The organism is Loktanella sp. M215, from assembly GCF_021735925.1.
Lineage (GTDB): Bacteria > Pseudomonadota > Alphaproteobacteria > Rhodobacterales > Rhodobacteraceae > Loktanella.
The window spans coordinates 430,429-454,141 of record NZ_WMEA01000001.1 but is presented as its reverse complement, the minus strand read 5'-3'; the positions used below and the strand labels follow the sequence as shown (position 1 = coordinate 454,141).

At 62.3% G+C, this 23,713-nt stretch carries 37 protein-coding genes; 33 read left to right on the top strand and 4 right to left on the bottom strand.

What is annotated here, in order from left to right:
* Positions 1 to 11: 11 nt before the first annotated feature.
* From tuf to GLR48_RS02130, 26 genes are all read left to right on the top strand, one after another.
* On the top strand, positions 12 to 1,187 hold the full coding sequence (gene tuf / locus GLR48_RS02255) for an elongation factor Tu (RefSeq protein ID WP_237058311.1): 1,176 nt from the start codon (positions 12 to 14) through the stop codon (positions 1,185 to 1,187).
* Positions 1,188 to 1,384: 197 nt separating this feature from the next.
* On the top strand, positions 1,385 to 1,825 hold the full coding sequence (locus GLR48_RS02250) for a hypothetical protein (protein ID WP_237058309.1): 441 nt from the start codon (positions 1,385 to 1,387) through the stop codon (positions 1,823 to 1,825).
* Between the two features lie 189 nt (positions 1,826 to 2,014).
* A complete protein-coding gene (gene rpsJ / locus GLR48_RS02245) occupies positions 2,015 to 2,326 on the top strand; it encodes a 30S ribosomal protein S10 (RefSeq protein WP_056032218.1) in 312 nt (103 codons plus the stop codon).
* A 15-nt stretch (positions 2,327 to 2,341) separates the two neighbouring features.
* Entirely contained in the window at positions 2,342 to 3,208 is an 867-nt protein-coding gene (gene rplC / locus GLR48_RS02240; RefSeq protein ID WP_237058307.1) for a 50S ribosomal protein L3, read from the top strand.
* Complete coding sequence (gene rplD / locus GLR48_RS02235; RefSeq protein ID WP_237058305.1) at positions 3,198 to 3,818, top strand: 50S ribosomal protein L4; 621 nt, start codon at positions 3,198 to 3,200, stop codon at positions 3,816 to 3,818. The genes rplC and rplD overlap by 11 nt, the downstream gene beginning before the upstream one ends.
* Positions 3,815 to 4,111 carry a 50S ribosomal protein L23 gene (locus GLR48_RS02230; protein WP_237058303.1) on the top strand — a complete coding sequence of 99 codons (297 nt, stop codon included), beginning with the start codon at positions 3,815 to 3,817 and terminating at the stop codon, positions 4,109 to 4,111. Before rplD ends, GLR48_RS02230 begins: the two co-directional genes overlap by 4 nt.
* Before the next feature lie 181 nt (positions 4,112 to 4,292).
* Positions 4,293 to 4,655: a hypothetical protein gene (locus tag GLR48_RS02225; protein ID WP_237058301.1), complete on the top strand. Its 363-nt coding sequence runs from the start codon at positions 4,293 to 4,295 to the stop codon at positions 4,653 to 4,655.
* Positions 4,656 to 4,900: 245 nt separating this feature from the next.
* The gene (gene rplB, locus GLR48_RS02220; protein ID WP_237058299.1) at positions 4,901 to 5,743 is read left to right on the top strand and encodes a 50S ribosomal protein L2; all 843 of its coding nucleotides are present in this window, start codon (positions 4,901 to 4,903) and stop codon (positions 5,741 to 5,743) included.
* Position 5,744: 1 nt separating this feature from the next.
* Positions 5,745 to 6,023: a 30S ribosomal protein S19 gene (gene rpsS, locus GLR48_RS02215; protein WP_072857159.1), complete on the top strand. Its 279-nt coding sequence runs from the start codon at positions 5,745 to 5,747 to the stop codon at positions 6,021 to 6,023.
* Between the two features lie 3 nt (positions 6,024 to 6,026).
* Positions 6,027 to 6,407: a 50S ribosomal protein L22 gene (rplV, locus tag GLR48_RS02210; protein ID WP_090189709.1), complete on the top strand. Its 381-nt coding sequence runs from the start codon at positions 6,027 to 6,029 to the stop codon at positions 6,405 to 6,407.
* A complete protein-coding gene (rpsC, locus tag GLR48_RS02205; protein ID WP_237058297.1) occupies positions 6,407 to 7,123 on the top strand; it encodes a 30S ribosomal protein S3 in 717 nt (238 codons plus the stop codon). The genes rplV and rpsC overlap by 1 nt, the downstream gene beginning before the upstream one ends.
* A gap of 12 nt (positions 7,124 to 7,135) precedes the next feature.
* Positions 7,136 to 7,549 carry a 50S ribosomal protein L16 gene (gene rplP, locus GLR48_RS02200; protein WP_072857162.1) on the top strand — a complete coding sequence of 138 codons (414 nt, stop codon included), beginning with the start codon at positions 7,136 to 7,138 and terminating at the stop codon, positions 7,547 to 7,549.
* 126 nt (positions 7,550 to 7,675) lie between these two features.
* Positions 7,676 to 8,299, top strand: coding sequence for a TIGR02466 family protein (locus tag GLR48_RS02195; protein WP_237058295.1), 624 nt, complete (start codon positions 7,676 to 7,678; stop codon positions 8,297 to 8,299).
* A 181-nt stretch (positions 8,300 to 8,480) separates the two neighbouring features.
* Complete coding sequence (gene rpmC, locus GLR48_RS02190; protein WP_237058293.1) at positions 8,481 to 8,690, top strand: 50S ribosomal protein L29; 210 nt, start codon at positions 8,481 to 8,483, stop codon at positions 8,688 to 8,690.
* A gap of 3 nt (positions 8,691 to 8,693) precedes the next feature.
* The gene (gene rpsQ, locus GLR48_RS02185) at positions 8,694 to 8,924 is read left to right on the top strand and encodes a 30S ribosomal protein S17 (protein ID WP_072857165.1); all 231 of its coding nucleotides are present in this window, start codon (positions 8,694 to 8,696) and stop codon (positions 8,922 to 8,924) included.
* An 85-nt stretch (positions 8,925 to 9,009) separates the two neighbouring features.
* Positions 9,010 to 9,378, top strand: coding sequence for a 50S ribosomal protein L14 (gene rplN, locus GLR48_RS02180; protein ID WP_009574016.1), 369 nt, complete (start codon positions 9,010 to 9,012; stop codon positions 9,376 to 9,378).
* Positions 9,378 to 9,683: a 50S ribosomal protein L24 gene (gene rplX / locus GLR48_RS02175; protein WP_237058291.1), complete on the top strand. Its 306-nt coding sequence runs from the start codon at positions 9,378 to 9,380 to the stop codon at positions 9,681 to 9,683. Before rplN ends, rplX begins: the two co-directional genes overlap by 1 nt.
* The gene (rplE, locus tag GLR48_RS02170) at positions 9,683 to 10,246 is read left to right on the top strand and encodes a 50S ribosomal protein L5 (RefSeq protein ID WP_237058289.1); all 564 of its coding nucleotides are present in this window, start codon (positions 9,683 to 9,685) and stop codon (positions 10,244 to 10,246) included. Before rplX ends, rplE begins: the two co-directional genes overlap by 1 nt.
* 15 nt (positions 10,247 to 10,261) lie before the next feature.
* Entirely contained in the window at positions 10,262 to 10,567 is a 306-nt protein-coding gene (rpsN, locus tag GLR48_RS02165) for a 30S ribosomal protein S14 (RefSeq protein ID WP_237058287.1), read from the top strand.
* 15 nt (positions 10,568 to 10,582) lie between these two features.
* On the top strand, positions 10,583 to 10,975 hold the full coding sequence (rpsH, locus tag GLR48_RS02160) for a 30S ribosomal protein S8 (protein ID WP_237064300.1): 393 nt from the start codon (positions 10,583 to 10,585) through the stop codon (positions 10,973 to 10,975).
* Positions 10,976 to 10,985: 10 nt separating this feature from the next.
* A complete protein-coding gene (gene rplF / locus GLR48_RS02155) occupies positions 10,986 to 11,522 on the top strand; it encodes a 50S ribosomal protein L6 (protein ID WP_237058286.1) in 537 nt (178 codons plus the stop codon).
* 1 nt (position 11,523) lies between these two features.
* Entirely contained in the window at positions 11,524 to 11,883 is a 360-nt protein-coding gene (gene rplR, locus GLR48_RS02150; RefSeq protein ID WP_237058285.1) for a 50S ribosomal protein L18, read from the top strand.
* A 106-nt stretch (positions 11,884 to 11,989) separates the two neighbouring features.
* Entirely contained in the window at positions 11,990 to 12,601 is a 612-nt protein-coding gene (gene rpsE, locus GLR48_RS02145) for a 30S ribosomal protein S5 (protein WP_237058284.1), read from the top strand.
* Between the two features lie 12 nt (positions 12,602 to 12,613).
* Complete coding sequence (gene rpmD, locus GLR48_RS02140) at positions 12,614 to 12,802, top strand: 50S ribosomal protein L30 (protein WP_072857172.1); 189 nt, start codon at positions 12,614 to 12,616, stop codon at positions 12,800 to 12,802.
* A gap of 224 nt (positions 12,803 to 13,026) precedes the next feature.
* Positions 13,027 to 13,248 (top strand): DUF1127 domain-containing protein, encoded by a 222-nt coding sequence (locus GLR48_RS02135; protein ID WP_237058283.1) that lies wholly within the window; start codon positions 13,027 to 13,029, stop codon positions 13,246 to 13,248.
* Positions 13,249 to 13,535: 287 nt separating this feature from the next.
* Positions 13,536 to 15,047 carry an ABC-F family ATP-binding cassette domain-containing protein gene (locus tag GLR48_RS02130; RefSeq protein ID WP_237058281.1) on the top strand — a complete coding sequence of 504 codons (1,512 nt, stop codon included), beginning with the start codon at positions 13,536 to 13,538 and terminating at the stop codon, positions 15,045 to 15,047.
* Here GLR48_RS02130 and GLR48_RS02125 read toward each other — a convergent pair.
* Entirely contained in the window at positions 15,044 to 15,544 is a 501-nt protein-coding gene (locus tag GLR48_RS02125; protein WP_237058279.1) for an Lrp/AsnC family transcriptional regulator, read from the bottom strand. The genes GLR48_RS02130 and GLR48_RS02125 overlap by 4 nt on opposite strands.
* Positions 15,545 to 15,698: 154 nt before the next feature.
* Here GLR48_RS02125 and trxB point away from each other — a divergent pair, with 154 nt between their 5' ends.
* The 4 genes from trxB (at position 15,699) to GLR48_RS02105 (ending at position 20,454) form a co-directional block, all read left to right on the top strand.
* Complete coding sequence (gene trxB / locus GLR48_RS02120) at positions 15,699 to 16,703, top strand: thioredoxin-disulfide reductase (RefSeq protein WP_237058277.1); 1,005 nt, start codon at positions 15,699 to 15,701, stop codon at positions 16,701 to 16,703.
* Positions 16,700 to 17,152, top strand: coding sequence for an RES family NAD+ phosphorylase (locus tag GLR48_RS02115; protein ID WP_237058275.1), 453 nt, complete (start codon positions 16,700 to 16,702; stop codon positions 17,150 to 17,152). Before trxB ends, GLR48_RS02115 begins: the two co-directional genes overlap by 4 nt.
* Before the next feature lie 141 nt (positions 17,153 to 17,293).
* Positions 17,294 to 19,339: a bifunctional sulfate adenylyltransferase/adenylylsulfate kinase gene (locus GLR48_RS02110; protein ID WP_237058273.1), complete on the top strand. Its 2,046-nt coding sequence runs from the start codon at positions 17,294 to 17,296 to the stop codon at positions 19,337 to 19,339.
* 167 nt (positions 19,340 to 19,506) lie between these two features.
* Positions 19,507 to 20,454 carry a response regulator gene (locus tag GLR48_RS02105; protein WP_237058271.1) on the top strand — a complete coding sequence of 316 codons (948 nt, stop codon included), beginning with the start codon at positions 19,507 to 19,509 and terminating at the stop codon, positions 20,452 to 20,454.
* Between the two features lie 80 nt (positions 20,455 to 20,534).
* Here GLR48_RS02105 and GLR48_RS02100 read toward each other — a convergent pair whose 3' ends face one another.
* From GLR48_RS02100 to GLR48_RS02090, 3 genes are read right to left on the bottom strand one after another with little or no spacing between them, the layout of a single operon-like run.
* Positions 20,535 to 20,903, bottom strand: a complete 369-nt coding sequence (locus GLR48_RS02100) for a hypothetical protein (RefSeq protein ID WP_237058269.1) — start codon at positions 20,901 to 20,903, stop codon at positions 20,535 to 20,537.
* Positions 20,904 to 21,128: a DUF1150 family protein gene (locus GLR48_RS02095; protein ID WP_237058267.1), complete on the bottom strand. Its 225-nt coding sequence runs from the start codon at positions 21,126 to 21,128 to the stop codon at positions 20,904 to 20,906.
* 3 nt (positions 21,129 to 21,131) lie between these two features.
* Positions 21,132 to 21,545, bottom strand: coding sequence for an Hsp20 family protein (locus tag GLR48_RS02090; RefSeq protein WP_237058265.1), 414 nt, complete (start codon positions 21,543 to 21,545; stop codon positions 21,132 to 21,134).
* 216 nt (positions 21,546 to 21,761) lie between these two features.
* Between GLR48_RS02090 and GLR48_RS02085 the strand changes: the two genes are divergently transcribed.
* The 3 genes from GLR48_RS02085 to GLR48_RS02075 all read left to right on the top strand — a co-directional run bounded on the left by GLR48_RS02085 (position 21,762) and on the right by GLR48_RS02075 (position 23,602).
* Positions 21,762 to 21,980: a YdcH family protein gene (locus GLR48_RS02085; protein WP_237058263.1), complete on the top strand. Its 219-nt coding sequence runs from the start codon at positions 21,762 to 21,764 to the stop codon at positions 21,978 to 21,980.
* A gap of 67 nt (positions 21,981 to 22,047) precedes the next feature.
* Positions 22,048 to 22,536, top strand: coding sequence for a 5-(carboxyamino)imidazole ribonucleotide mutase (purE, locus tag GLR48_RS02080; RefSeq protein WP_237058261.1), 489 nt, complete (start codon positions 22,048 to 22,050; stop codon positions 22,534 to 22,536).
* Positions 22,529 to 23,602, top strand: a complete 1,074-nt coding sequence (locus GLR48_RS02075) for a 5-(carboxyamino)imidazole ribonucleotide synthase (protein ID WP_237058259.1) — start codon at positions 22,529 to 22,531, stop codon at positions 23,600 to 23,602. The genes purE and GLR48_RS02075 overlap by 8 nt, the downstream gene beginning before the upstream one ends.
* The last annotated feature ends 111 nt before the right edge of the window (positions 23,603 to 23,713 follow it).

Sequence of the window (23,713 nt, the reverse complement as noted above, 5' to 3'; positions counted from 1 at the left end):
AGGAGGCCATCATGGCTAAGGCAAAGTTCGAACGCAACAAACCGCACGTCAACATCGGGACCATCGGTCACGTTGACCACGGCAAGACGACGCTGACCGCGGCGATCACGAAGTACTTCGGCGACTTCCGCGCCTACGACCAGATCGACGGCGCCCCCGAAGAGAAGGCCCGCGGCATCACGATCTCGACCGCGCACGTCGAGTACGAGTCCGAGGCCCGTCACTACGCCCACGTCGACTGCCCCGGCCACGCCGACTACGTCAAGAACATGATCACCGGTGCCGCCCAGATGGACGGCGCGATCCTGGTCGTGAACGCCGCCGACGGCCCGATGCCGCAAACGCGCGAGCACATCCTGCTGGGCCGCCAGGTGGGCATCCCCTACATGGTCGTCTACATGAACAAGGTCGACCAGGTCGACGACGAGGAACTGCTGGAACTCGTCGAGATGGAAATCCGCGAGCTGCTGTCCAAGTACGACTACCCCGGCGATGACATTCCGATCATCCGCGGCTCGGCGCTGCACGCGATGAACGGCACCCGCCCGGAAATCGGCGAAGAGTCGATCAAGCAGCTGATCGCGGCTGTCGACGAATACATCCCGACGCCCGCCCGCGCCGTGGACCTGCCCTTCCTGATGCCGATCGAGGACGTGTTCTCGATCTCCGGTCGTGGCACCGTGGTCACCGGCCGTATCGAACGTGGCGTGATCAACGTCGGCGACAGCATCGAGATCGTGGGTCTGAAGGACACCAAGACGACGACCTGCACCGGTGTCGAGATGTTCCGCAAGCTGCTGGACAGCGGCCAGGCCGGCGACAACGTCGGCGTCCTGCTGCGCGGCATCGACCGTGACGGCGTGGAGCGTGGTCAGGTTCTGTGCAAGCCGAAGTCCGTGTCGCCGCACACGAAGTTCGAGGCCGAGGCCTATATCCTGAACAAGGAAGAGGGTGGCCGTCACACGCCGTTCTTTGCGAACTACCGCCCGCAGTTCTACTTCCGCACGACGGACGTGACCGGCACCGTGATCCTGCCCGAGGGCACGGAAATGGTGATGCCCGGCGACAACCTGAAGTTCGAAGTCGAACTGATTGCTCCGATCGCGATGGAAGACGGCCTGCGCTTCGCCATCCGTGAAGGCGGCCGCACCGTCGGCGCTGGCGTGGTGTCGAAGATCCTCGCCTAATTCGATTTGCGAATTTGGCGGGTGGGACATGGTAGTGGTTTCGCAGAAACCATGAGAATGTCCCACAGCGTGCCAAGCTAGGTGCTAAAGAAGGCCGCTTCCGAAAGGAGGCGGCCTTTTCTGATTGTTACGCTGAAGCATGACGATAAAGATTGCAGTGTAAGAACCGGCGCAGCCTTCAATTAAAGTAACCTCCGATGTTTGGCTTTTTCAAAAATACCGCTTTCTTGGTCGTCCTTTGTGTATCCCTAGCAATTTCTACGGCATCACTTTTGGCAAAGACCGTCATGTTAACGGCTGAAGTGGCAACTTTGTCAGCCTCTGCTGCGGGCACAGTTATAGCTAACCGCAAGGCGATAGCTTCAGCGGTAGTGAAAGCAAAAGCTAAAGCTCGGATAAGGCGCTATGTTGCAGCAATCCCGCTCGTTGGCATTGCAGCCGTTGCTGCGTTTGAGGCGCAGGATTATCTCGAATGGCAGGACGAAAACCCTGACGGTTCTAAGTCCGACTATGCTTGTGACATGGCGGAGGCGAGTGCGTCGGTGGTCGATGAGGTTCTACAGGATTTACCTGAGAAAATACGCCCTTCGAACGACTATATATTATCGTATCTGCCAGACTGCGAAAACCCGGATTGAAGCGTCGCCAATCTGATCGGCGAGCAAACTGCCCCTAGACACCATCCCCGACTCACCCTATAGGGACCCAACTTGCCAAGGGTGCGCCGTCGCGTGCCCTTTTTAAGTTAAACAGAAGACGCGACGAGGGGGCCGGATGAGCCTGTCTCCTCCTCTCCGATCTCAGCCCTAGTTGAAGGGTGATGTCACATGGCAGCCAGCCAGAACATCCGCATTCGCCTCAAGGCGTTTGACTACCGCGTCCTCGACGCCTCCACCGCAGAGATCGTCTCGACCGCCAAGCGCACCGGCGCGTCGGTCCGTGGCCCGATCCCCCTGCCGAACAAGATCGAAAAATTCACCGTTCTGCGCGGTCCGCACATCGACAAGAAGTCGCGCGACCAGTTCGAGATCCGCACGCACAAGCGTCTGCTGGACATCGTCGACCCGACCCCGCAGACCGTTGACGCCCTGATGAAGCTCGACCTCGCCGCTGGCGTGGACGTGCAGATCAGCGTTTAAGGGAGGATATTGCATATGCTCCGTACAGGATTGATCGCGAAGAAGCTGGGCATGACCCGTCTCTTCATGGAAGACGGCCGCCAGATCCCGGTGACCGTCCTCGCCCTGGAAAACCTTCAGGTCGTCGCACAGCGCACGCCAGAGCGTGACGGCTATACCGCCGTTCAGCTGGGCGCAGGCACAGCCAAGGTGAAGCGCGTCAGCGCGCCGATGCGTGGCCACTTCGCCAAGGCGAACGTGGAACCCAAGCGCAAGGTCGCGGAATTCCGCGTCGCCGCCGAGAACATGATCGACGTCGGTGAAGAAATCACTGCGAACCACTACTTTGCTGGTCAGTATGTCGACATCTCCGGCACCTCGATCGGTAAGGGTTTCGCCGGCGTCATGAAGCGCCACAACTTCGGCGGCTTGCGCGCGTCGCACGGTGTGTCCGTGTCGCACCGTTCGCACGGCTCTGTCGGCCAGTGTCAGGATCCGGGCCGCATCTTCAAAGGCAAGAAGATGGCCGGTCACATGGGGTCCGCCCGTGTCACCACCCAGAACCTGCAGGTCGTCCGCACCGACGCCGACCGTGGCCTGATCATGGTCAAGGGCGCCGTTCCGGGGTCCAAGGGCGCATGGGTCACCGTCAAGGATGCCGTCAAGAAGGCGACACCCGAAGGCGTGATGTACCCCGCTGGCCTGAAGTCGCTGGACGACGAAGCCAAGCGTCTGGCACAGGAAGCTGCCGATGCAGCCGCCGCTGAAGAAGCCGCAGCCGCCAAGGCCGCAGCCGAGGCAGAGCAGGCCGCAGAAGAAGCCGCCGCAGCGGAACTGGCGAACGACGCCAAGTCCGTGGATGAAACCAACGCTGAAGAAGGTGGTGACAAAAATGAAGGCTGATGCAATCAAACTCGACGGCGCAGCTGCTGGTTCTGTGGAACTGGACGACGCCATCTTCGGGCTGGAGCCGCGTGCGGACATCCTGCACCGTGTGGTCCGCTGGCAGCGCAACAACGCGCAGCAGGGCACGCACGCCACGCTGGGCCGGTCCGACGTGTCCTACTCGACCAAGAAGATCTATCGCCAGAAGGGCACCGGTGGCGCACGTCACGGGTCCAAGGGCGCGCCGATCTTCCGTCACGGTGGTGTCTACAAGGGTCCGACCCCGCGCAGCCACGGCCACGAGCTGACCAAGAAGTTCCGCAAGCTGGGTCTGCGTCACGCGCTGTCCGCCAAGATGCTGGCCGGAGAGCTGGTGGTCATCGACCAACTGGCCGTCGACAATGCCAAGACGCAGGCACTGGCCAAGCACGTGAACGATCGCGGCTGGAAGCGTGCGCTGATTATCGACGGGGCCGAGGTCAACGCCGACTTCGCCCGTGCAGCGCGCAACCTGGCCAATCTGGACGTCCTCCCGTCGATGGGTGCCAACGTCTATGACATCCTGAAAAGCGACACGCTGGTCATCACGAAGGCCGGTCTCGAAGCACTGGAGGCTCGTCTGAAATGAGCACGAAAGCTGAACACTACGACGTGATCCGCAAGCCGATCATCACCGAAAAAGCGACCATGATGTCCGAATCCAACGGCGTCGTGTTCGAGGTGGCGATCGATGCCAACAAGCCGATGATCAAGCAGGCCGTCGAGGCCCTGTTCGGTGTGAAGGTCAAGGCCGTCAACACGACGATCACCAAGGGCAAAGTGAAGCGCTTTCGCGGCTCATTGGGTACCCGCAAGGACGTCAAGAAGGCCTACGTGACGCTTGAAGAAGGCAACACGATCGACGTGAGCACCGGTCTGTAAGACTGGTCGAACGGTTGGAATGAAGGAGGCCCTCGCGGGAACGCGGGGGCTTTTTTTGTCGCAGCGCGTCGTCAACCAAAGAAATCGACAATCGCGGATGTCCAGAAAAAGGGTCACTACTTGATTTCACGGCATTGTCACCACACGTCAAGGAGGTAAATCATTAGGGAAATACATCATAATGCCTACTTTCAAAGCTGCCGTTCAATACGATGATTTAAAAGGTACTGTCGCTGTAGATGAGAGCGATAACCACAGGATTCATACGATGCTGACCGAGCAAGGAATTGCTAGGGCCGATGAAATCCTTGTTGGCTTCAGGATCGGATCAGGCTGTGTGGATAAGGGGCCAGTCGATAGTGTGAGCCTCGTCGTATACCTTTCAGCCACCACGTTTGATCGAGGGGTGTCGAAAATCCGAGCTGTGGACATCCAAATGACTCCTGGTGAAGCGTTGGCTTACTTTAAGCGATTTGATTTGGTAGCTGTGCGCAAAGATCTGGACGTTTCGAGTGCTGAAGTCGATGGTCCCCACTACGACTAAATTTCACGTGATTTAGTTGGTTCGCTGGGGCAGACCGCATTTCCGCAAGTTTATCATAGGTTGCGCGATTAGCGTGGATCGATTTTTTCCACCCCTTGCCACCCCACCCCCTCCCTGCTATCAGCCGCTCACTCAACCGGCCCCGGATTCGTTCCGGGGCCGTTTAGTTTATTCTTTGGCACCTACGGGGGCCTTCACTTCAGGGGCCGCCCAGCGGTCCCGCCAAGCAAACGGAAGACAGAAACATGGCACTCAAGTCGTACAAACCGACGACGCCGGGCCAGCGTGGGCTGGTGCTGATCGACCGTTCGGAGCTTTGGAAAGGACGTCCCGTCAAGTCCCTCACACAGGGTCTGACGAAATCGGGCGGCCGGAACAACACCGGACGGATCACCATGCGTCGTATCGGTGGGGGCGCAAAGCGTCTCTATCGCATCGTCGATTTCAAGCGCAACAAGCTGGACATGTCCGCTGTTGTCGTGCGGATCGAATACGACCCGAACCGCACCGCCTTTATCGCGCTGATCCAGTACGAAGACGGCACACAGAATTACATCCTGGCCCCGCAGCGCATCTCGATCGGTGACAAGGTCATCGCATCGGCCAAGGCTGACATCAAGCCGGGCAACGCCATGCCTTTCTCTGGCATGCCGATCGGTACCATCGTCCACAACATCGAGCTGAAGGCCGGCAAGGGCGGTCAGATCGCCCGTGCGGCTGGCACCTACGCCCAGTTCGTCGGTCGTGACGGTGGCTACGCCCAGATCCGCCTGTCCTCTGGCGAACTGCGTCTGGTCCGTCAGGAATGCATGGCCACCATCGGTGCCGTGTCGAACCCCGACAACTCTAACCAGAACTACGGTAAAGCCGGTCGTATGCGCCACTACGGCGTGCGTCCTTCGGTCCGTGGTGTCGCCATGAACCCGATCGACCACCCGCACGGTGGTGGTGAAGGCCGGACCTCGGGTGGTCGTCACCCGGTCACCCCGTGGGGCAAGGGCACCAAGGGCAACAAGACTCGCGACAAGAACAAGGCCTCCTCGCGCCTGATCGTTCGCACGCGTCACCAGAAGAAGAAAGGCCGCTAATATGGCTCGCTCTGTATGGAAAGGCCCTTTTGTCGACGCGTATGTGTTGAAAAAGGCCGAAGCGTCCCGCGAAGGCGGCCGCAACGAAGTCATCAAGATCTGGTCGCGCCGCTCGACGATCCTGCCCCAGTTCGTGGGCCTGACGTTTGGCGTCTACAACGGCAAGAAGCACATCCCTGTCAACGTCTCTGAGGACATGATCGGTCAGAAGTTCGGTGAGTATTCCCCGACGCGGACCTATTACGGTCACGCAGCCGACAAAAAAGCGAAGCGGAAGTAAGCCATGAGCAAGGACAAGAATCCCCGCCGCGTGGCTGACAACGAAGCCCGCGCCAAGCTGCGGATGCTGCGTACCAGCCCGCAGAAACTGAACCTCGTGGCCGCGCTGATCCGTGGCAAGAAGGTCGAGAAGGCCCTGACGGACCTGACCTTCAGCAAGAAGCGGATCGCAGGCGACGTGAAGAAGTGCCTTCAGTCGGCCATCGCCAATGCCGAGAACAACCACAACCTGGACGTCGACGAACTGGTCGTCGCCGAGGCCTATGTGGGCAAGAACCTGATCATGAAGCGCGGACGTCCCCGTGCCCGTGGCCGGTTCGGCAAGATCGTCAAGCCGTTCTCGGAAATCACAATCCTGGTCCGCCAGATTGAGGAGCAAGCATAATGGGTAACAAAGTCAATCCCATCGGCATGCGTCTGCAGGTCAACCGGACCTGGGACAGCCGCTGGTATGCAGATACCAAGGACTACGGCAATCTGCTGCTGGAAGACCTCGCCATCAAGGCTTTCATTCGTAAAGAGTGCAAGCAGGCCGGCATTAGCCACGTGATCATCGAGCGTCCGCACCGCAAGTGCCGCGTCACGATCCACGCGGCCCGTCCGGGCGTCATCATCGGCAAGAAGGGTGCGGACATCGAAGGTCTGCGCCAGAAGCTGGCGAAGCTGACGAAGTCCGAACTGCACCTGAACATCGTCGAAGTGCGCAAGCCCGAGATGGATGCGGCCCTGGTCGCTGAAAACATCGGTCAGCAGCTGGAACGCCGGGTGTCCTTCCGTCGTGCCATGAAGCGCGCCGTGCAGAACACCATGCGTATGGGTGCCCTTGGCATCCGTGTGAACCTTGCGGGCCGTCTTGGCGGCGCCGAGATTGCACGGACCGAATGGTACCGTGAAGGCCGCGTGCCCCTGCACACCCTGCGGGCTGACATCGATTACGCGCTCTACGAAGCCATGACCCCCTATGGTATCATCGGGATCAAGGTCTGGATCTTCAAAGGCGAGATCATGGAGCATGACCCCCAGGGTCACGATCGCAAGCACGCCGAGCTGCAAGAGGGCGCGATTCCCCGCGGTCCCGGCGGCCCGCGTCGTGACCGGTAAGGAGTAGAGAAGATGCTGCAACCAAAGCGCACCAAATTCCGCAAGATGCACAAGGGCCGGATCCATGGCGATGCGAAGGGCGGGTCTGACCTGAACTTCGGCACCTATGGTCTGAAGGCTGTTGAGCCCGAGCGGATCACCGCACGCCAGATCGAAGCCGCACGTCGTGCCATGACGCGTCACATGAAGCGTCAGGGCCGCGTCTGGATCCGGATTTTCCCGGATCTGCCCGTCACCTCCAAGCCCGTCGAAGTGCGTATGGGTAAAGGTAAGGGTTCGGTCGATTTCTGGGCCGCCAAGGTCAAGCCCGGCCGCGTGATGTTCGAGATCGACGGTGTCGATGAAGTCACCGCACGCGAGGCCCTGCGCCTTGCCGCGATGAAGCTGCCGATCAAGACCCGCACCGTGGTCCGCGAGGACTGGTAAGTCTTCACGCGGTGGGGGAAAGCGGTTGGCGCAGCCAACTGCGGCCCCACACGGTCAATCATTACGAAAGCCCCGCTGTCACAAGCGGGGCTTTTGCCTTTTCACCCCATCGGATAAGCTTGCCCCATGTCAGATATCTCCTCTCTCTTCGTGACCCGCCTGTATCGTGCCAAGCTGTCAGAGCATGGCAAACCCGTCGATCCCGCCGAGCTGGAGGCGACGTGCCTGTCGATTGCCGAGGATGACGAGGCGGGCCAGGCGTGGTGCGAGGAGCATGACTTTCCGGGCTACACATCCTACGCGTCGCTGACGGACCTGCCGTGGCGGATGCCGATCTTCAAGACGCTGAAGAAGGCGCTCGACAAGCACGTGAGGTCCTTTGCCGCCGACCTGGCCTTCGATCTGGGCGACAAGAAGCTGAAGCTGGAAGACCTCTGGATCAATATCCTGCCGGAGGGGGGCATCCACACCGCCCACATCCACCCGCATTCCGTCATCTCCGGCACGACCTATGTGGCGATGCCCAAGGGCACCTCTGCCATCAAGTTCGAGGACCCGCGCCTGCCGATGATGATGGCCGCCCCCGGTCGTTTGAAGGATGCGGAGCAGGCGTTGCGCCAGTTCATCTACGTGGCCCCCGATGTGGGCGACGTGTTGCTGTGGGAAAGCTGGCTGCGCCACGAGGTGCCGATGAACATGGCCGAAGAGGACCGGATTTCGGTCAGCTTTAATTATCGCTGGGGCGACTGACGGATCACCGGTTAGCTTGGTCACACGGGCCGACGCCGTGGCGTCGCCGGGGACCGAAAGACTCTTGTGGCTATGGGGTTGTCAGATGAGTGCAACACCTGTAGAGGAGCGCTTCATCGTGAACTCCACTGGACGAAGGGTGACCCGTAAGGGCCCTCCAGTGATGTTGAAAGGAAATGGCATGAAAGCCAACGAACTGCGTGACAAGACGCCCGATCAGCTTCGGGAAGAGCTTGTAAACCTTAAGAAAGAATCCTTCAATCTGCGTTTTCAGCAGGCCACCGGCCAGCTGGAAAACACCGCAGGCATCCGCAACGCCCGTCGTGGTGCGGCCCGTGTGAAGACGATTCTCAACCAGAAAGCGGCAGACGCCGCCAAGTCGGAGGCGTAAAGAATGCCCAAGCGTATCCTGACAGGCGTCGTGACGTCGAACCAGAACGAGCAGACCGTGACCGTGTCGGTCGAGCGTCGCTTCAAGCACCCGCTGCTGCACAAGACCGTGCGGAAGTCGAAGAAATACCGCGCCCATGACGAGAACAACGCGTTCAACGTGGGCGATCAGGTGCGCATCCAGGAATGTGCGCCGAAGTCGAAGACGAAACGCTGGGAAGTGATCGCGTCCTAAGACGCCTTCATCATCAGTTTAACGAAACCCTAGGGCCCGCCGGACAGAAATCGGCAAAGCGCCTTAAAGGTCGAAAGGTAACCAAATGATCCAGATGCAGACCAATCTGGATGTTGCTGACAACAGCGGCGCTCGCCGTGTTCAGTGCATCAAGGTTCTGGGCGGTTCTCACCGCCGGTATGCTTCCGTGGGTGACATCATCGTGGTGTCGGTCAAGGAAGCGATCCCCCGTGGTCGCGTAAAGAAAGGTGACGTCCGCAAGGCCGTCGTCGTGCGCACCGCAAAGGAAGTTCGCCGTGAAGACGGCACCGCGATCCGTTTCGATCGCAACGCGGCTGTTATTCTGAATAACAACAACGAGCCCGTCGGCACCCGTATCTTCGGGCCGGTCGTGCGCGAGCTGCGTGCCAAGAACTTCATGAAAATCATCTCTCTTGCGCCGGAGGTGCTGTAATGGCTGCCAAACTTCGCAAAGGTGACAAGGTCATCGTGCTGGCCGGCAAGGACAAGGGCCTGACCGGCGAGATCAAGTCCGTCGATCCGAAGGCCGGCAAGGCCATCGTCGAGGGCGTGAACATCGCGATCCGTCATGCCAAGCAGTCGCAATCGTCCGAAGGCGGTCGCACGCCCAAGCCGATGCCGATCCAGCTGAGCAACCTCGCTGTGGCCGACGCCAACGGCAAGCCGACCCGCGTCGGTTTCCGCATGGACGGCGACACCAAGGTGCGCTTCGCCAAGACCACAGGGGATGCACTCTGATGTTGGACCAAGCAAACTATACCCCGCGCCTCAAGCAGCAGTACATGGATACGATCCGTGCCGCGCTGACCGAGGAATTCGGCTACAAGAACCAGATGCAGGTTCCCAAGCTGGACAAGATCGTCCTGAACATCGGCTGTGGTGCTGAGGCTGTCCGTGACAGCAAGAAGGCCAAATCCGCACAGGAAGACCTGTCCACCATCGCCGGCCAGAAGGCCCTGACCACGCGCGCCAAGAAATCCATCGCTGGTTTCCGCGTCCGCGAGGACATGCCGCTGGGTGCGAAAGTCACCCTGCGTGGCGACAAGATGTACGAATTCCTGGACCGTCTGATCACCGTCGCAATGCCGCGTATCCGCGACTTCCGCGGCGTTTCCGGCAAGTCCTTTGACGGTCGTGGCAACTACGCCACCGGCCTGAAAGAGCACCTGGTGTTCCCCGAGATCAACTTTGACAAGATCGACGAGAACTGGGGCATGGACATCGTGATCTGCACCACCGCCAACACCGACGCTGAAGCCAAGAGCCTGTTGAAAGCCTTCAACATGCCCTTCAACAGCTGATTGGGAGAATAAGTTATGGCCAAGAAATCCATGATCGAGCGCGAGAAGAAGCGCGAAAAGCTGGTGGCGCAGTATGCTGAGAAGCGTGCAAGCCTGAAGGCGATCATCAACGACCAAGAGAAGCCCGTCGAAGAGCGGTTCAAGGCAACGCTGGCCCTCACCAAGCTGCCGCGCAACTCCTCTGCCGTGCGTCTGCACAACCGTTGCCAGCTCACCGGGCGTCCGCACGCCTATTACCGCAAACTCAAGATCAGCCGGATCGCGCTGCGGAACCTTGGTTCCAACGGCGAGATCCCGGGCATGGTCAAGTCGAGCTGGTAAGGAGAATTTATCATGATGAACGATCCTATCGGTGACATGCTGACACGTATCCGCAACGGTCAGATGCGCGGCAAGGCTGCGGTGGAAACACCTGCGTCCAAGCTGCGTGGCTGGGTGCTGGATGTGCTGGCCGACGAAGGCTACATCCGCGGTTACGAGAAGCGCGACGGCAAGGACGGTCACCCGGCCTTTTCGATCGAGCTGAAGTACTACGAAGGCGAAGCTGTCATTCGCGAAGTGAAGCGGGTCTCCAAGCCCGGTCGTCGCGTCTACATGTCCGTCAATGATCTGCCGAGCGTCCGTCAGGGCCTTGGTGTGTCGATTGTCTCCACCCCCAAGGGTGTGATGTCTGATGCAAACGCACGTGCCGCCAATGTTGGTGGCGAAGTGCTCTGCACCGTCTTCTAAGGAGAGCAAGATGTCTCGTATTGGTAAGAAACCGGTCGAGCTGCCCTCCGGGGTTGAGGCGAAAGTCTCCGGCCAGACCGTCGAAGTGAAGGGCCCGAAAGGGACCCGCTCCTTCAAAGCAACCGACGATGTGACCCTCGCGGTCGAGGACAATGCAATCACTGTGACGCCGCGCGGCAAGTCCAAGCGCGCCCGTCAGCAGTGGGGTATGTCCCGGTCGATGGTGGAAAACCTCGTTACCGGCGTCACCACCGGTTTCAAGAAAGAGCTTGAAATCAACGGCGTTGGTTACCGTGCCACGATGCAGGGCGACAAGGTCCTGAAACTGGCATTGGGTTACAGCCACGATGTGAACTTCGAAGTGCCGGAGGGCGTCACCGTGACGGCCCCCAAGCAGACCGAAATCATTGTTGAAGGTATCGACCAGCAGCTTGTTGGACAGGTCGCCGCGAACATTCGCGAGTGGCGTGCACCCGAGCCCTACAAGGGCAAGGGTATCAAGTACAAAGGCGAGTACATCTTCCGCAAAGAAGGTAAGAAGAAGTAACATGGCAAACAGCAAACGTACCCTGTTCCTCAAGCGCCGCATGCGCGTCCGGAACAAACTGCGGGCTGTGAACGCCGGGCGCATGCGCCTGTCGGTTCACCGGTCCAACAAGAACATCAGCGTCCAGCTGATCGACGACGTGAAAGGTCTGACGCTTGCGTCCGCTTCCACGCTCGAAAAGGATCTGGGCGTTGTGGGTCAGAACAACATCGAAGCCGCCAAGAAGGTGGGCACTGCGATTGCAGAGCGTGCCAAGGCTGCCGGTGTGGACACCGCCTATTTCGACCGTGGCGGTTTCCTGTTTCACGGCAAGGTGAAGGCAGTTGCCGACGCCGCCCGTGAAGCTGGTCTGAAAATCTAAAGTGCAGGCGGGTGCCCTCGGGCGCCCGCCTCGATGATCGGGGGGCCTCTTGTCCCACTGCGATCGCATCAATGGCGGCAACGCCACCCAAGATAAGGATGCCAACATGGCAGAACGTGATAACAATCGTGGCGGCGGCCGTGGCCGTCGTGAAGAGCAGACGCCGGAATTTGCCGACCGCCTGGTCGCCATCAACCGCGTGTCGAAAACCGTCAAGGGTGGTAAGCGCTTCGGTTTCGCAGCCCTCGTCGTCGTCGGTGACCAGAAGGGTCGCGTCGGTTTCGGCAAGGGCAAGGCCAAGGAGGTCCCCGAGGCCATCCGCAAGGCCACCGAGCAGGCCAAGCGTCAGATGATCCGCGTCGCCCTGCGCGACGGCCGGACGCTGCACCACGACATGGAAGGCCGTCATGGCGCCGGTCGCGTCGTGATGCGTCAGGCCCCCGCCGGTACCGGTATCATCGCCGGTGGTCCGATGCGTGCGGTGTTCGAGATGCTGGGCGTGCAGGACGTTGTGTCCAAGTCGCTGGGATCGACGAACCCCTACAACATGATCCGGGCCACCATCGACGGCCTGAACAAGGAACAATCGCCCCGCTCTGTGGCGCAGCGTCGCGGCAAGAAAGTCGCCGACATTCTGCCCAAGCGTGACGATCACGTGACCGAGCAAAGCGACGTGGCCCACAACGCCACCGAAGCCGACGCTTCGGCTGACGCGTAAGGAGATCTGAGCATGGCTAAAACAATCGTCGTCAAGCAGATCGGGTCCCCGATCCGCCGCCCCGCCGTTCAGCGTGCCACGCTGGTCGGCCTTGGCCTGAACAAGATGCACCGCACGCGGGAGCTGGAGGATACGCCCTCCGTCCGCGGCATGGTGAACAGCATCCCGCACCTCGTCGAGATCATCGAAGAGCGCGGCTAAGCGGCCTCCGCCACACCTTCGGGTGCTGGCCACACGACGCCTCCGGTGAAAACCGGGGGCGTTTTGCGTTTGCGGCAGGCCGCGCCGTCATGCGCAAAACGCATGGATGGTATGGTTTTCCAGCCGTTGTCTAAAGTTTTCAGAGTGCCTAATTCCTTAGCACAAACGTCATATATCACGCGTACAGGATTCGCTGTGCCGCATTTACTCTGAAAGCTCCTCCCATGCCCTACAGCTCCAACATTGCCCCCCACGTCTCCAGCGCCAGCTTTGGTCAGGTCGTCGTGGATGCCTTCGCCGATCTGCGCGATGCCTTCGCCCGCCGCCGCGCCTATCGCACGACCGCCCGCGACCTGAACGCCCTTTCGGATTACGAACTGGCCGATATCGGCGTGACCCGTGACATGATCACGGACATTGCCCGGTCCGGTGCCGCACGCCTCTGATCCGCAGAACGATCCGGTCCGGAACGCCCTCGAACCGCCGTTCGGGGGCGTTTTGCGTTTCGCACCCAGCGGACCGCCCCGGGCGGTTGACCGGTGGTGCGGCGCTGCCTAACATTACACAACGGTCATATTCACAACGGGAGGGCAAAGGCTGAACATGCGCATCATTCGCCGTCTTCAGCATGGTCCCCGTGACGCCCTGCAGATCCGTTTGCAGGGCTGACCAGATCCGGTCTGCCCATCCCGCCGCGCGTGCCGCGGCACAGATTTCATGTGCAGAGACCGCAATGACCCTCATCGACATTCAATCCCTCGGGGTGACCCTTGGCGACACGCTGTTCACCGACCTGACCCTGACCATCACCAAGGGCGATCGCATCGGCCTTGTCGCGGCCAACGGGCGTGGCAAATCCACGCTGCTGGGCTGTATCGCCGGCCACATTGATCCGACACAAGGCGAAATCACCCGCGCCCGCGGGTTGCGCATCGGCCATGTCGGTCAGCACCTGATCCCCGATGATGCCGACCTGACGCTTTATGACGTGGTCCTGCGCGCCCTGCCGCCGGAGCAGGCCGATGGCGAGGCGTGGCGGGTGGATGTCGTCCTTGATGACCTGCAGGTGCCGCAGGAGTTGCACCAGCAGCGCCTGTCGACGCTCAGCGGCGGCTGGCAACGCACGGCGCTGCTTGCCGCCGCCTGGGTGGCAGAGCCGGATGTGCTGTTGCTGGACGAACCCACCAACCACCTTGACCTGCACCGCATCGGCCTGTTGCAGGGCTGGCTGGCCGCCCTGCCGCGCAGCGTGCCGGTCGTCGTGACCAGCCACGACCGCGCCTTTCTGGACGCCGTCACCAACCGCACCCTGTTCTTGCGGGCCAGCGATAGCCGCAGCTTTGCGCTGCCCTATACCCCCGCGCGCGCCGCGCTGGCGGAGGCGGACGCCGCCGACGCACGTCGCTTTGCCAACGATCTGAACAAGGCCCAACAGTTGCGCAGGCAGGCGGCAAAGCTCAAGAACATCGGGATCAACTCCGGCTCTGACCTGCTGATCACCAAGACCAAGCAGCTTGGCGCGCGCGCCGACCGGATCGAGGCTGCGGCCTGGCCCGCCCATGCCGAGAAGGGGGCAGGGGAGATCCGCCTTGCCAACAGTGGCACCCACGCCAAGGCCCTGGTCACGCTGGAGGATGTGGCGGTCGCGACCCCGGACGGACGGCTGCTCTATCGCACGGGGCAGACGTGGATCACGCCGGGCGACCGGGTCGTCCTGCTGGGCAGCAATGGCACCGGCAAGACGCAACTGGTCCGCCTGATCCATGCGGCCGTGACCGGTGCTGCGTCGCAGATCAGATGCGCGCCCAGCGTCAGCATGGGATATTCCGACCAGCACCTGAGCCAGCTGTCCCGCACGGATACCCCGATGAATGCCATCGCCGGTCAATTTGACGTGGGCGACAGCCGGGCGCGGGGGCTGCTGGCCGGGGCAGGGATCGACATCCGGATGCAGGATACGCCCATTGCAGCGCTGTCGGGCGGGCAGCGGGCGCGGCTGGCGATGCTGGTCCTGCGCCTGCAACAGCCGAACTTCTACCTGCTGGACGAACCGACGAACCACCTCGACATCGACGGGCAAGAGGCGCTGGAGGACGAGCTTGTCAGCCAGGGCGCCGCCTGCCTGCTGGTCAGCCACGACCGGCAGTTCCTGCGGGCCGTCGGCACCCGATTCTGGCAGATCATCGGCAGGCGGCTGGTCGAGGTCGATGACCCCGAAACCTTTCTGGCCGGTGAAATGGCTTAGGCCTCGCGGGCCAGCCGTTCTTCGAGCACGTCGAAGGGCACGCCCGGCTCGTCCTTGGCGCCCCGGATGACCAGCGATGTCTTGACGCTTGCCACGTTGGGCGCGCTGGTCAGCTCTTCGGTCAGAAAGCGCTGGAAGGACCGCAGGTCGGGGGCCACGCACTTGAGGACGAAATCGACCTCGCCGTTCAGCATGTGGCACTCGCGCACCAGCGACCAGCCCTTGCACTTGGCCTCGAAGGCACTCAGGTCCGCCTCGGCCTGACTGACAAGACCGACCATGGCAAAGACCTGCACTTCGAACCCCAGTTCGCGCGGGTCGATATCGGCATGGTATCCGCGGATATAGCCCTGCTCTTCCAGCGTGCGAACGCGGCGCAGGCAGGGCGGCGCGCTGATGCCGACGCGCTTGGCCAGCTCCACGTTGGTCATGCGGCCGTCGGCCTGCAGTTCCGCCAGAATCATCCGGTCGATCTCGTCCAGCTTGGCACCGGGCATCGCGTCTATCCTATCAGGTCTTTTGCAATTCCTACGCGTTGCGGCGCAGAGACGCAATATTCTATCACGCACGCGCAACATCTGACAATCCGCAGTGCCTTTTCATACGGCAACCGCAGCCCTATATCAGGCCACAGACCAGCAGGAGTTCACCATGTCCCAACAGCCGACGCATACAAAGGTTCTGATCGTGGGGTCCGGCCCCGCAGGCTATACCGCCGGCGTCTATGCCAGCCGGGCCATGCTGGAGCCCATGCTGATCCAGGGCATCGAACCCGGCGGCCAGCTGACCACCACGACCGAGGTCGAAAACTGGCCCGGCGATACCGAGGTGCAGGGTCCCGACCTGATGGTCCGGATGGAGGCGCATGCCCGCGCGATGGGCACCAACATCGTGCATGACATCGTGACCTCCCTCGATCTGTCCAAGCGTCCCTTCACCGCGACCTGCGACAGCGGCGGCGTCGTCACTGCCGATGCCGTGATCCTGGCCACCGGTGCGCGCGCCAAATGGCTGGGCCTGCCGTCAGAGGAGAAGTTCAAGGGCTTTGGCGTCTCTGCCTGCGCGACCTGCGATGGCTTTTTCTACCGCGGGCAGGAAATCGTCGTCGTCGGCGGCGGCAACACGGCCGTGGAAGAGGCGCTGTTCCTGACCAATTTCGCCTCGAAGGTCACGTTGGTGCATCGCCGCGGCGAGTTGCGCGCCGAGAAGATCCTGCAGAACCGCCTGCTGAAGAACCCCAAGATCGAAATGCTCTGGTACCACGCGGTCGAAGAGGTCGTCGGCACTACCGATCCGCTGGGCGTCGAGGCGGTCCGCGTGAAGCATGTCGAGACCGGAGAGATCACCGAGATTCCCGCCAAGGGGCTGTTCATCGCCATCGGCCACGCGCCCGCGTCCGAACTGGTCAAGGATCAGCTGGAGCTGCACCACGGCGGCTACGTCAAGGTCGAGCCGGGCACGACCCGCACTGCCATCCCGGGTGTTTTCGCCGCCGGCGATCTGACCGATCATATCTACCGTCAGGCCGTGACCTCTGCGGGGATGGGCTGCATGGCGGCGCTGGATGCGGAACGCTTCCTGGCCGAGCAGGGCGAAACCGACGCAAGCACGGAACTGCCGTTGGGCTACGGCGCGCCGGAGGCCGCCGCCGAGTGATCGCATGGCGCGGCACGGCGTGGCGTCTGATCGACGCCGCCGCCGTCGACCGCGCCACCTGGCCCGTCCCCTCTCCGGAAGGGCGGTTCCACCACGACGGCCAGCCCGCCATCTACACCTCGCTGACGCCCGAGGGCTGTGGCATCGCGATCAGGGCCTACCTGAGGGCCGACGGCCCCCCGCGCATGCTCGTGCCGCTGACCATCGCGGCGAAGCGGGTGGTCGATCTGCGTGAGGCGGGACTTGCGCCCTCCATCGTCTGGCAGGACATCCGCGCCAGCGGCGCGCCGTCGCCCACATGGGCGCTGTCGGACATGGCCCGCGACCGGGGCGCGCAGGGCCTGTTGTACCGCTCCCGCTCTCGCCCGGATCTCGTTCATCTCGTGCTGTTCGACCCTGCCGCAATCCGCGACGCCGGCCCGGCGCAGGCCTGGTCCGCTTCCGTCTGACACACCGACTGTCGCGGAAACGCACACAGACCGTTGCGGGCAAAGTTTGTTCTTTCATGAACAGACTTTTTGAGGCAAAGAGCGTTCAAGCATGAACATATATCGAATCGCCGCACTGTGACTGTCCTGAAACCCGTTCTTATGACCGATGCCGAGGAGGGCCTGTTCCGCCTTCTGCGGCAGCTCGATCTGGCGCCCTTTGCCAGCCAGCGCGAGACGGCGGCGGCGGTGGGCGTGTCGCTGGGGCGGCTGAACGCGCAGATCAAGCAGGCCATCGCCGACGGTCACGTCAGCCTGGGTGAGCAATCCGGTGCCGACCGGCGCAGCCGTGTGGCCTACGGCCTGACCCACAAGGGCGCGGCGCTGAAGGCCCGCCTGACCGACAGGTTCCTGGCGCGCAAGTTCGCCGAATATGACGCCCTCCACGCCGAGCTGACCGGACAGGCCAGCGGCTATGCCTTCACCCTGAACAGGATTTCGACCATGCAGAACAACCTTTCGCCGATCCCAGAACTGTACGTTTCGCCAGACAGCGCGCAGCGGCTGAAGGCCGAGGCCGGCGATCTGGTCAGCCACGATCTGACGTCACGCCAGATCTGCGATCTTGAATTGCTGATGAACGGCGGCTTCTACCCGCTGAAGGGGTTCCTGCCAGAGGCCGACTACGATTCCGTCGTGTCCGACATGCGCCTGTCCGACGGCAAGCTCTGGCCGATGCCGATCACCCTTGATGTGTCCGAAAAGTTCGCCGAGACGGTCGAGGTCGGCACCGACATCGCCTTGCGCGATCAGGAAGGCGTGATCCTTGCCACCATGACGGTCACCGACAAATGGGTGCCGAACAAGCAGCTGGAGGCCGAAAAGGTCTTCGGCGCTGACGATTCGGCCCACCCGGCCGTCAATTACCTGCACAACACCGCTGGTGCCGTCTATCTGGGTGGCCCGGTGACCGGCATCCAGCAGCCCGTCCACTATGACTTCCGCTCGCGCCGCGACACGCCGAACGAACTCCGCGCGCTGTTCCGCAAGCTGGGCTGGCGCAAGGTCGTGGCCTTCCAGACCCGCAACCCGCTGCACCGCGCGCATCAGGAACTGACGTTCCGGGCCGCCCGCGAGGCGCAGGCCAACCTGCTGATCCACCCGGTCGTCGGCATGACCAAGCCCGGCGACGTCGATCACTTCACCCGCGTGCGCTGCTACGAAGCCGTGCTGGACCAGTATCCCGCCTCCACCACCTCGATGTCGCTGCTGAACCTCGCCATGCGCATGGCTGGCCCGCGCGAGGCGGTCTGGCATGGCCTGATCCGCGCCAACCACGGCTGCACCCACTTCATCGTGGGCCGCGACCACGCGGGCCCCGGCAAGAACTCTGCCGGCAAGGACTTCTACGGCCCCTACGATGCGCAGGATCTGTTCAAAAAATACCAGGACGAAATCGGCGTTGAGATGGTCGATTTCAAGCACATGGTCTATGTGCAGGAAAAAGCGCAGTATTTCCCCGCGGATGAAGTCCCCGAGGGCGGCACCGTGCTTGACATCTCGGGCACCGAACTGCGTCGCCGTCTGGCCGAAGGTCTGGAAATCCCCGAGTGGTTCTCTTTCCCGCAGGTCGTCTCCGAATTGCGTCGCACGCGGCCCGCGCGCAACAAGCAGGGCTTCACCGTGTTCTTCACCGGCTTCTCCGGTTCCGGCAAGTCGACGATTGCCAACGCGCTGATGGTCAAGCTGATGGAAATGGGCGGTCGCCCGGTGACGCTGCTGGATGGTGACATCGTGCGCAAGAACCTGTCGTCTGAACTGGGCTTCAGCAAGGAACACCGCGACCTGAACATCCGCCGCATCGGCTATGTCGCGTCCGAGATCACCAAGAACGGCGGTATCGCGATCTGTGCGCCCATCGCCCCCTATGCCACGACCCGCCGTGCGGTGCGCGAGGATGTCGAACAGTTCGGTGCCTTCATCGAAATCCACGTCGCCACCTCGATCGCGGAATGCGAACGCCGGGACCGCAAGGGTCTTTACAAGCTGGCGCGTGAAGGCAAGATCAAGGAATTCACCGGGATTTCTGACCCCTACGACGTGCCGGAAAGCCCCGAAATGCGGCTGGAGACAGAGGCGACCGAGGTCGACAACTGCGCCCATCAGGTGATCCTCAAGCTGGAATCGATGGGCCTGATCACCGCCTGATCGCGCCGGTCGCACTGCATTGACAAGAGGCCGGGCCATGTGCCCGGCCTTTTGCCTGCCTGCCTATCACGCATTCACCGCAGTATCGCCGCGTTGCAAACACGATTGGCCGTTAACCATGATGGGCCGTCACCCTGTTTTGCGGTCACCCGTTGCGGAGTTTCACCATGCGTATCCTTGCCATCGACGACGATCCCATGATCCTTGAACTGCTGCAGTCACCGATGTGGCTGGGTGGCGTCTACGACCTGACCTGTGCCGCATCGGCCGAAGAGGCGTTGGAGATCATCGCCGCGGCCGACAATCCCTTCGATGCGTTTCTGGTCGATATCGTCATGCCGGGTCGCGACGGGATCAACCTCTGCGCCGCGCTGCGGGCCATGCCGCGATACACGGCCACGCCCATCATCATGATTACCGCCAGTCAGGCCGCCGACGCCATGGAGCGCGCGTTCCGGGCCGGTGCGACGGATTTCGTACGCAAGCCGCTCGATGGCCTTGATCTGGGCGCTCGTCTGCATGTGGCCGCCATGCTGAACGCCAGTGTCCGGCGCGAACGCAAGGCGCGCGCCGAAACCGACACCCTGCGCAGGCGGGCGGCCCTGGGGTATGACGACAGCATTTCGGCCGGAAAGAACGGGGCGCCCGTTCCTTTTCTGGCGCTTCAGAATGCGCTGCTGGAATTGCCTGCGGGCTGCCACGCGCTGTCTCTCTTCGCGGTCCGGATCTCGCCGGTCCAGTCGTTGGGGGCCAACACCGACAAGGATGTCGTGAAGCGGCTTCACCTGACGGGCAGCATGCTGGCCGACTGCTGCCACCATGCAAACACGCGTCTTGCCTATGCGGGCCGCGGTCTTTTCGTCGGCGCGACACCCGGTCGCCGGCGCGAAAAGATGGAGGAGTTGCTGAAGGTCAGCGCCGCTGCGCTGCGCGACATCTGGTTGGAACAGCGCCTTGCAGGATCGCCGCCGGATCTTTGCCCCTATCCCATATCGACACTCGGCGTCTGGACCGGGCAGTCAGCGGTTCAGGCACTGCGCGCGGCGGTCGCCGCCCAGCCCGATCCCCGCTTCGACACACCGGAAACCCTGATCTCGCGTATGATCGGCGCGTGATCGACGGACGCCGCACGATCACTGAGGTCGAGGCGCTTGATGCTGTAGGGAAAGATTGAACCCGAACGCGGGCACAGCGGCTAGCAGCGGGTCACACCCGTCGCATCCGTCCGGCACCCGATGCCTGCGCCGCTCGTCTGCGGCTGCTGTGTCATGTTCCGGAACGCCGCACCCACATCTTCCGTCTCGTCTTCACCGCGCAGGGCGGGGATGTTCACAGGGTCCTGTGACGTCGTGCCGTCGCGCAGGATGCCGACGCTGTCGGCTTGATAGCGTGGCGCGGCACTGCATTGCGTGACGCCGCCGGCGTCGGTGACACAGGTAGAACCCTGGGCATGACCGGCGCCCGCACCCATGGCGAACCAGATCAGCGCAGTTCCCGCCAGCCGCAGCATCGCGCGGGGCGCGCGACCAGCGCCGCGCGCCACATCTGCCGAATGGCCAGACATCTAGTGCAGCGTGACCAGTTGCATGTGATGCTCTGCCGCCAGGTGGGTCGCGATACCTTCGCTCGCCACCAGGGCCACCTGTTCACCCTTGGTGTTATGGACCGCGAACAGCACGTCCAGATCGCCCGCCTGAGCGCGCACCTCTTCCGGCAGGTCCTGCGTGGCCACAGGCTTGAGGTAGACGATGTTCTCGCCCAGCGATTGCAGATCTTGCTTGGTAAACATGAACTATCCTTTCCGGATCTGTATTGTCTGTATAACGCGGTCGGGTTCGCTTCGGTTCAGATCGATGTGCAGCAGGCCGTTCACGATCGTGGCAGTCCCCACCTCGACCCCCTCGGCCAGAACGAAGGACCGCTGGAACTGTCGGCCCGCGATGCCGCGATGCAGGAACACCCGCTCGCCCATGTCCTCGGTCAGGCGACCGCGCACGACCAGTGCGGAATCCTCGATCGTGATCGACAGGTCCTCCTCTGCGAAACCGGCCACGGCCAGCGTGATCCTGTAGGACCGCTCGGAGGTCTGTTCGATGTTGTAGGGGGGATAGCCGTCATTGCCGGTCTTCGCCGTCCGCTCGACCAGTCGTTCCAACTGTTCGAACCCCAGCAAGAACGGATGCGTTCCCAAAGCCATTTTTGTCATGCGCCACGTCCTTCGTGATAAAGCGACATCTGCAAACCGGTCCCGCAGGCGGCAACCGATGACCTCAATATGGGAAACCGGGCGCGATGGCGCAAGATCAACCGCCGGCGGAGGTCAAGGCTGCGGAAAATTCCTAGGTGTTTGCCCGCAAAGGCGGTAAGGCAATGTAAACCTGTGTGTCCCTACCGTGGCGCGCACCCAGATCGAAAGACCACCATGAATTCCTCTACCCGCATGAACGAGGCGGAGGTCCTGACCGTAGAACTCGCCGTGTTGCGCGGCGAACACCGCGATCTTGACCTCGCGATATCCGTGTTGCAGGAACGCCACCCCGGCGACGTTCTGACGCTGAAGCGCCTCAAGAAAAAGAAGCTGTTTCTCAAGGATCAGATCGCCCGGTTGGAAGACCGCCTGAACCCCGATATCATCGCCTGACAGGCCCCGCTTGCCGCCACGGCACAGCCCGGTATAAAGCGCGCCTGACGGGCAGAAGGGGCATTCGATGGCAGACGTGCAGATCGGCATCATCATGGGCAGCCAGTCCGACTGGCCGACGATGAAAGAGGCAGCCGCGATCCTCGACGCCCTTAGCGTGCCCTACGCCACGCGGATCGTCAGCGCCCACCGGACCCCGGACCGTCTGTGGGACTACGGCAAGACCGCCGTGGACCGGGGCCTCAAGGTCATCATCGCGGGTGCGGGCGGGGCCGCGCATCTGCCCGGGATGATGGCGTCCAAGACCCGCTTGCCGGTGATCGGCGTGCCGATCCAGACCCGCGCATTGCACGGCGTGGACAGCCTTTATTCCATCCTGCAGATGCCGCGCGGCTATCCTGTCGCGACCATGGCCATCGGCGCCGCCGGGGCGGCCAATGCCGGTCTCATGGCCGCTGGTATCCTCGCCCTGAACGATCCCGCCCTCGCACAGCGCCTCGATCAATGGCGCGCCGACCTCTCCGCCTCCATCCCAGAGGAACCGACCGATGACTGACCCGCTCGCCCCCGGCGCCACCATCGGCATCCTCGGCGGCGGCCAGCTGGGCCGCATGCTGTCGGTCGCAGCCGCGCGCCTCGGCTTCAAGACCTGCATCTTTGAGCCTGCGGGCGATTGCCCGGCCTCCCATGTCTCCAATTTCCACCTGGCCGCCGGATACGACGATACAGCGGCTCTCACGCGCTTCGCCGAGGCCTGCGACGTCATCACCTATGAGTTCGAGAATATTCCCACCGCGGCCCTCGACACGATCGAGGCGCTGCGCCCGATCCACCCGCCGCGCCGCGCCCTTGCCACCTCTCAGGACCGCCTGACCGAAAAGGCGTTCCTGCAGTCCCTCGGCCTGACCGTCGCGCCCTTCGCCGACGTGACCGACGCCGCCACCCTCGATGCCGCATTGGCCAGGATCGGCACGCCCGCAATCCTCAAGACCCGGCGCATGGGCTATGACGGCAAGGGGCAGGCCCGGATCAAATCCCCGGACGATGCATCAGAGGCGCTCGCCACGATGGCCGGACAGCCCGCCGTGCTGGAAGGCTTCGTCGATTTCACGCACGAGGTGTCCGTGATCGCAGCCCGCGGTCAGGACGGCGCCGTCGCCTGCTTCGACCCCGGTCAGAACGTCCACCGCGACGGCATCCTGCACACAACGACCGTCCCCGCGACATTGACCCCGACCCAGCGCACCGACGCCATCCTGATCGCCGCCCGCATCCTGAACGCCCTCGACTACGTCGGCGTGCTGGGCGTGGAGGTTTTCGTCACCCCGCAGGCCCTCATCGTGAATGAGATCGCGCCCCGCGTGCACAACTCCGGCCACTGGACCCAGAACGGCTGTGCTGTCGACCAGTTCGAACAGCACATCCGCGCCGTTGCGGGCTGGCCGCTGGGTGACGGGTCACGTCACAGCAACGTCGTGATGGAAAATCTGATCGGCGCCGATATGGACCGGGTCCCGCAGATCGCCAAGACCGATGCCAGTCTGCACCTCTATGGCAAGCCAGAGGCGCGCCCCGGCCGCAAGATGGGCCACGTCAACCGCGTCACCGGTCCCGTCGCCTAAATCCGACGAGGGTCCTCGCTTTTTTCCAAATACTCCCGCCGGAGGCTTCGATTTTCCGCAAGGCGGAAAATCGAACGCCATCCGCGGCCGATTAACTATTTGGCAACTACC

Excerpts from the sequence above, each read along its gene's own strand:
- rpmD (WP_072857172.1), top strand. The coding sequence starts at position 12,614 with ATGGCTAAAACAATCGTCGTCAAGCAGATCGGGTCCCCGATCCGCCGC.
- GLR48_RS02135 (WP_237058283.1), top strand. The coding sequence starts at position 13,027 with ATGCCCTACAGCTCCAACATTGCCCCCCACGTCTCCAGCGCCAGCTTT.
- GLR48_RS02230 (WP_237058303.1), top strand. The coding sequence starts at position 3,815 with ATGAGCACGAAAGCTGAACACTACGACGTGATCCGCAAGCCGATCATC.
- trxB (WP_237058277.1), top strand. The coding sequence starts at position 15,699 with ATGTCCCAACAGCCGACGCATACAAAGGTTCTGATCGTGGGGTCCGGC.
- rpsS (WP_072857159.1), top strand. The coding sequence starts at position 5,745 with ATGGCTCGCTCTGTATGGAAAGGCCCTTTTGTCGACGCGTATGTGTTG.
- rplE (WP_237058289.1), top strand. The coding sequence starts at position 9,683 with ATGTTGGACCAAGCAAACTATACCCCGCGCCTCAAGCAGCAGTACATG.
- GLR48_RS02110 (WP_237058273.1), top strand. The coding sequence starts at position 17,294 with ATGACCGATGCCGAGGAGGGCCTGTTCCGCCTTCTGCGGCAGCTCGAT.
- GLR48_RS02095 (WP_237058267.1), bottom strand. The coding sequence starts at position 21,128 with ATGTTTACCAAGCAAGATCTGCAATCGCTGGGCGAGAACATCGTCTAC.
- rplD (WP_237058305.1), top strand. The coding sequence starts at position 3,198 with ATGAAGGCTGATGCAATCAAACTCGACGGCGCAGCTGCTGGTTCTGTG.
- rpsH (WP_237064300.1), top strand. The coding sequence starts at position 10,583 with ATGAACGATCCTATCGGTGACATGCTGACACGTATCCGCAACGGTCAG.
- rplN (WP_009574016.1), top strand. The coding sequence starts at position 9,010 with ATGATCCAGATGCAGACCAATCTGGATGTTGCTGACAACAGCGGCGCT.
- GLR48_RS02100 (WP_237058269.1), bottom strand. The coding sequence starts at position 20,903 with ATGTCTGGCCATTCGGCAGATGTGGCGCGCGGCGCTGGTCGCGCGCCC.
- GLR48_RS02250 (WP_237058309.1), top strand. The coding sequence starts at position 1,385 with ATGTTTGGCTTTTTCAAAAATACCGCTTTCTTGGTCGTCCTTTGTGTA.
- GLR48_RS02125 (WP_237058279.1), bottom strand. The coding sequence starts at position 15,544 with ATGCCCGGTGCCAAGCTGGACGAGATCGACCGGATGATTCTGGCGGAA.
- rplF (WP_237058286.1), top strand. The coding sequence starts at position 10,986 with ATGTCTCGTATTGGTAAGAAACCGGTCGAGCTGCCCTCCGGGGTTGAG.
- rplX (WP_237058291.1), top strand. The coding sequence starts at position 9,378 with ATGGCTGCCAAACTTCGCAAAGGTGACAAGGTCATCGTGCTGGCCGGC.
- rplV (WP_090189709.1), top strand. The coding sequence starts at position 6,027 with ATGAGCAAGGACAAGAATCCCCGCCGCGTGGCTGACAACGAAGCCCGC.
- GLR48_RS02105 (WP_237058271.1), top strand. The coding sequence starts at position 19,507 with ATGCGTATCCTTGCCATCGACGACGATCCCATGATCCTTGAACTGCTG.
- rpsJ (WP_056032218.1), top strand. The coding sequence starts at position 2,015 with ATGGCAGCCAGCCAGAACATCCGCATTCGCCTCAAGGCGTTTGACTAC.
- tuf (WP_237058311.1), top strand. The coding sequence starts at position 12 with ATGGCTAAGGCAAAGTTCGAACGCAACAAACCGCACGTCAACATCGGG.
- rpmC (WP_237058293.1), top strand. The coding sequence starts at position 8,481 with ATGAAAGCCAACGAACTGCGTGACAAGACGCCCGATCAGCTTCGGGAA.
- GLR48_RS02075 (WP_237058259.1), top strand. The coding sequence starts at position 22,529 with ATGACTGACCCGCTCGCCCCCGGCGCCACCATCGGCATCCTCGGCGGC.
- rpsN (WP_237058287.1), top strand. The coding sequence starts at position 10,262 with ATGGCCAAGAAATCCATGATCGAGCGCGAGAAGAAGCGCGAAAAGCTG.
- purE (WP_237058261.1), top strand. The coding sequence starts at position 22,048 with ATGGCAGACGTGCAGATCGGCATCATCATGGGCAGCCAGTCCGACTGG.
- rplR (WP_237058285.1), top strand. The coding sequence starts at position 11,524 with ATGGCAAACAGCAAACGTACCCTGTTCCTCAAGCGCCGCATGCGCGTC.
- GLR48_RS02090 (WP_237058265.1), bottom strand. The coding sequence starts at position 21,545 with ATGACAAAAATGGCTTTGGGAACGCATCCGTTCTTGCTGGGGTTCGAA.
- GLR48_RS02085 (WP_237058263.1), top strand. The coding sequence starts at position 21,762 with ATGAATTCCTCTACCCGCATGAACGAGGCGGAGGTCCTGACCGTAGAA.
- GLR48_RS02225 (WP_237058301.1), top strand. The coding sequence starts at position 4,293 with ATGCCTACTTTCAAAGCTGCCGTTCAATACGATGATTTAAAAGGTACT.
- rplB (WP_237058299.1), top strand. The coding sequence starts at position 4,901 with ATGGCACTCAAGTCGTACAAACCGACGACGCCGGGCCAGCGTGGGCTG.
- rpsC (WP_237058297.1), top strand. The coding sequence starts at position 6,407 with ATGGGTAACAAAGTCAATCCCATCGGCATGCGTCTGCAGGTCAACCGG.
- rplP (WP_072857162.1), top strand. The coding sequence starts at position 7,136 with ATGCTGCAACCAAAGCGCACCAAATTCCGCAAGATGCACAAGGGCCGG.
- GLR48_RS02130 (WP_237058281.1), top strand. The coding sequence starts at position 13,536 with ATGACCCTCATCGACATTCAATCCCTCGGGGTGACCCTTGGCGACACG.
- rpsE (WP_237058284.1), top strand. The coding sequence starts at position 11,990 with ATGGCAGAACGTGATAACAATCGTGGCGGCGGCCGTGGCCGTCGTGAA.
- rplC (WP_237058307.1), top strand. The coding sequence starts at position 2,342 with ATGCTCCGTACAGGATTGATCGCGAAGAAGCTGGGCATGACCCGTCTC.
- GLR48_RS02195 (WP_237058295.1), top strand. The coding sequence starts at position 7,676 with ATGTCAGATATCTCCTCTCTCTTCGTGACCCGCCTGTATCGTGCCAAG.
- rpsQ (WP_072857165.1), top strand. The coding sequence starts at position 8,694 with ATGCCCAAGCGTATCCTGACAGGCGTCGTGACGTCGAACCAGAACGAG.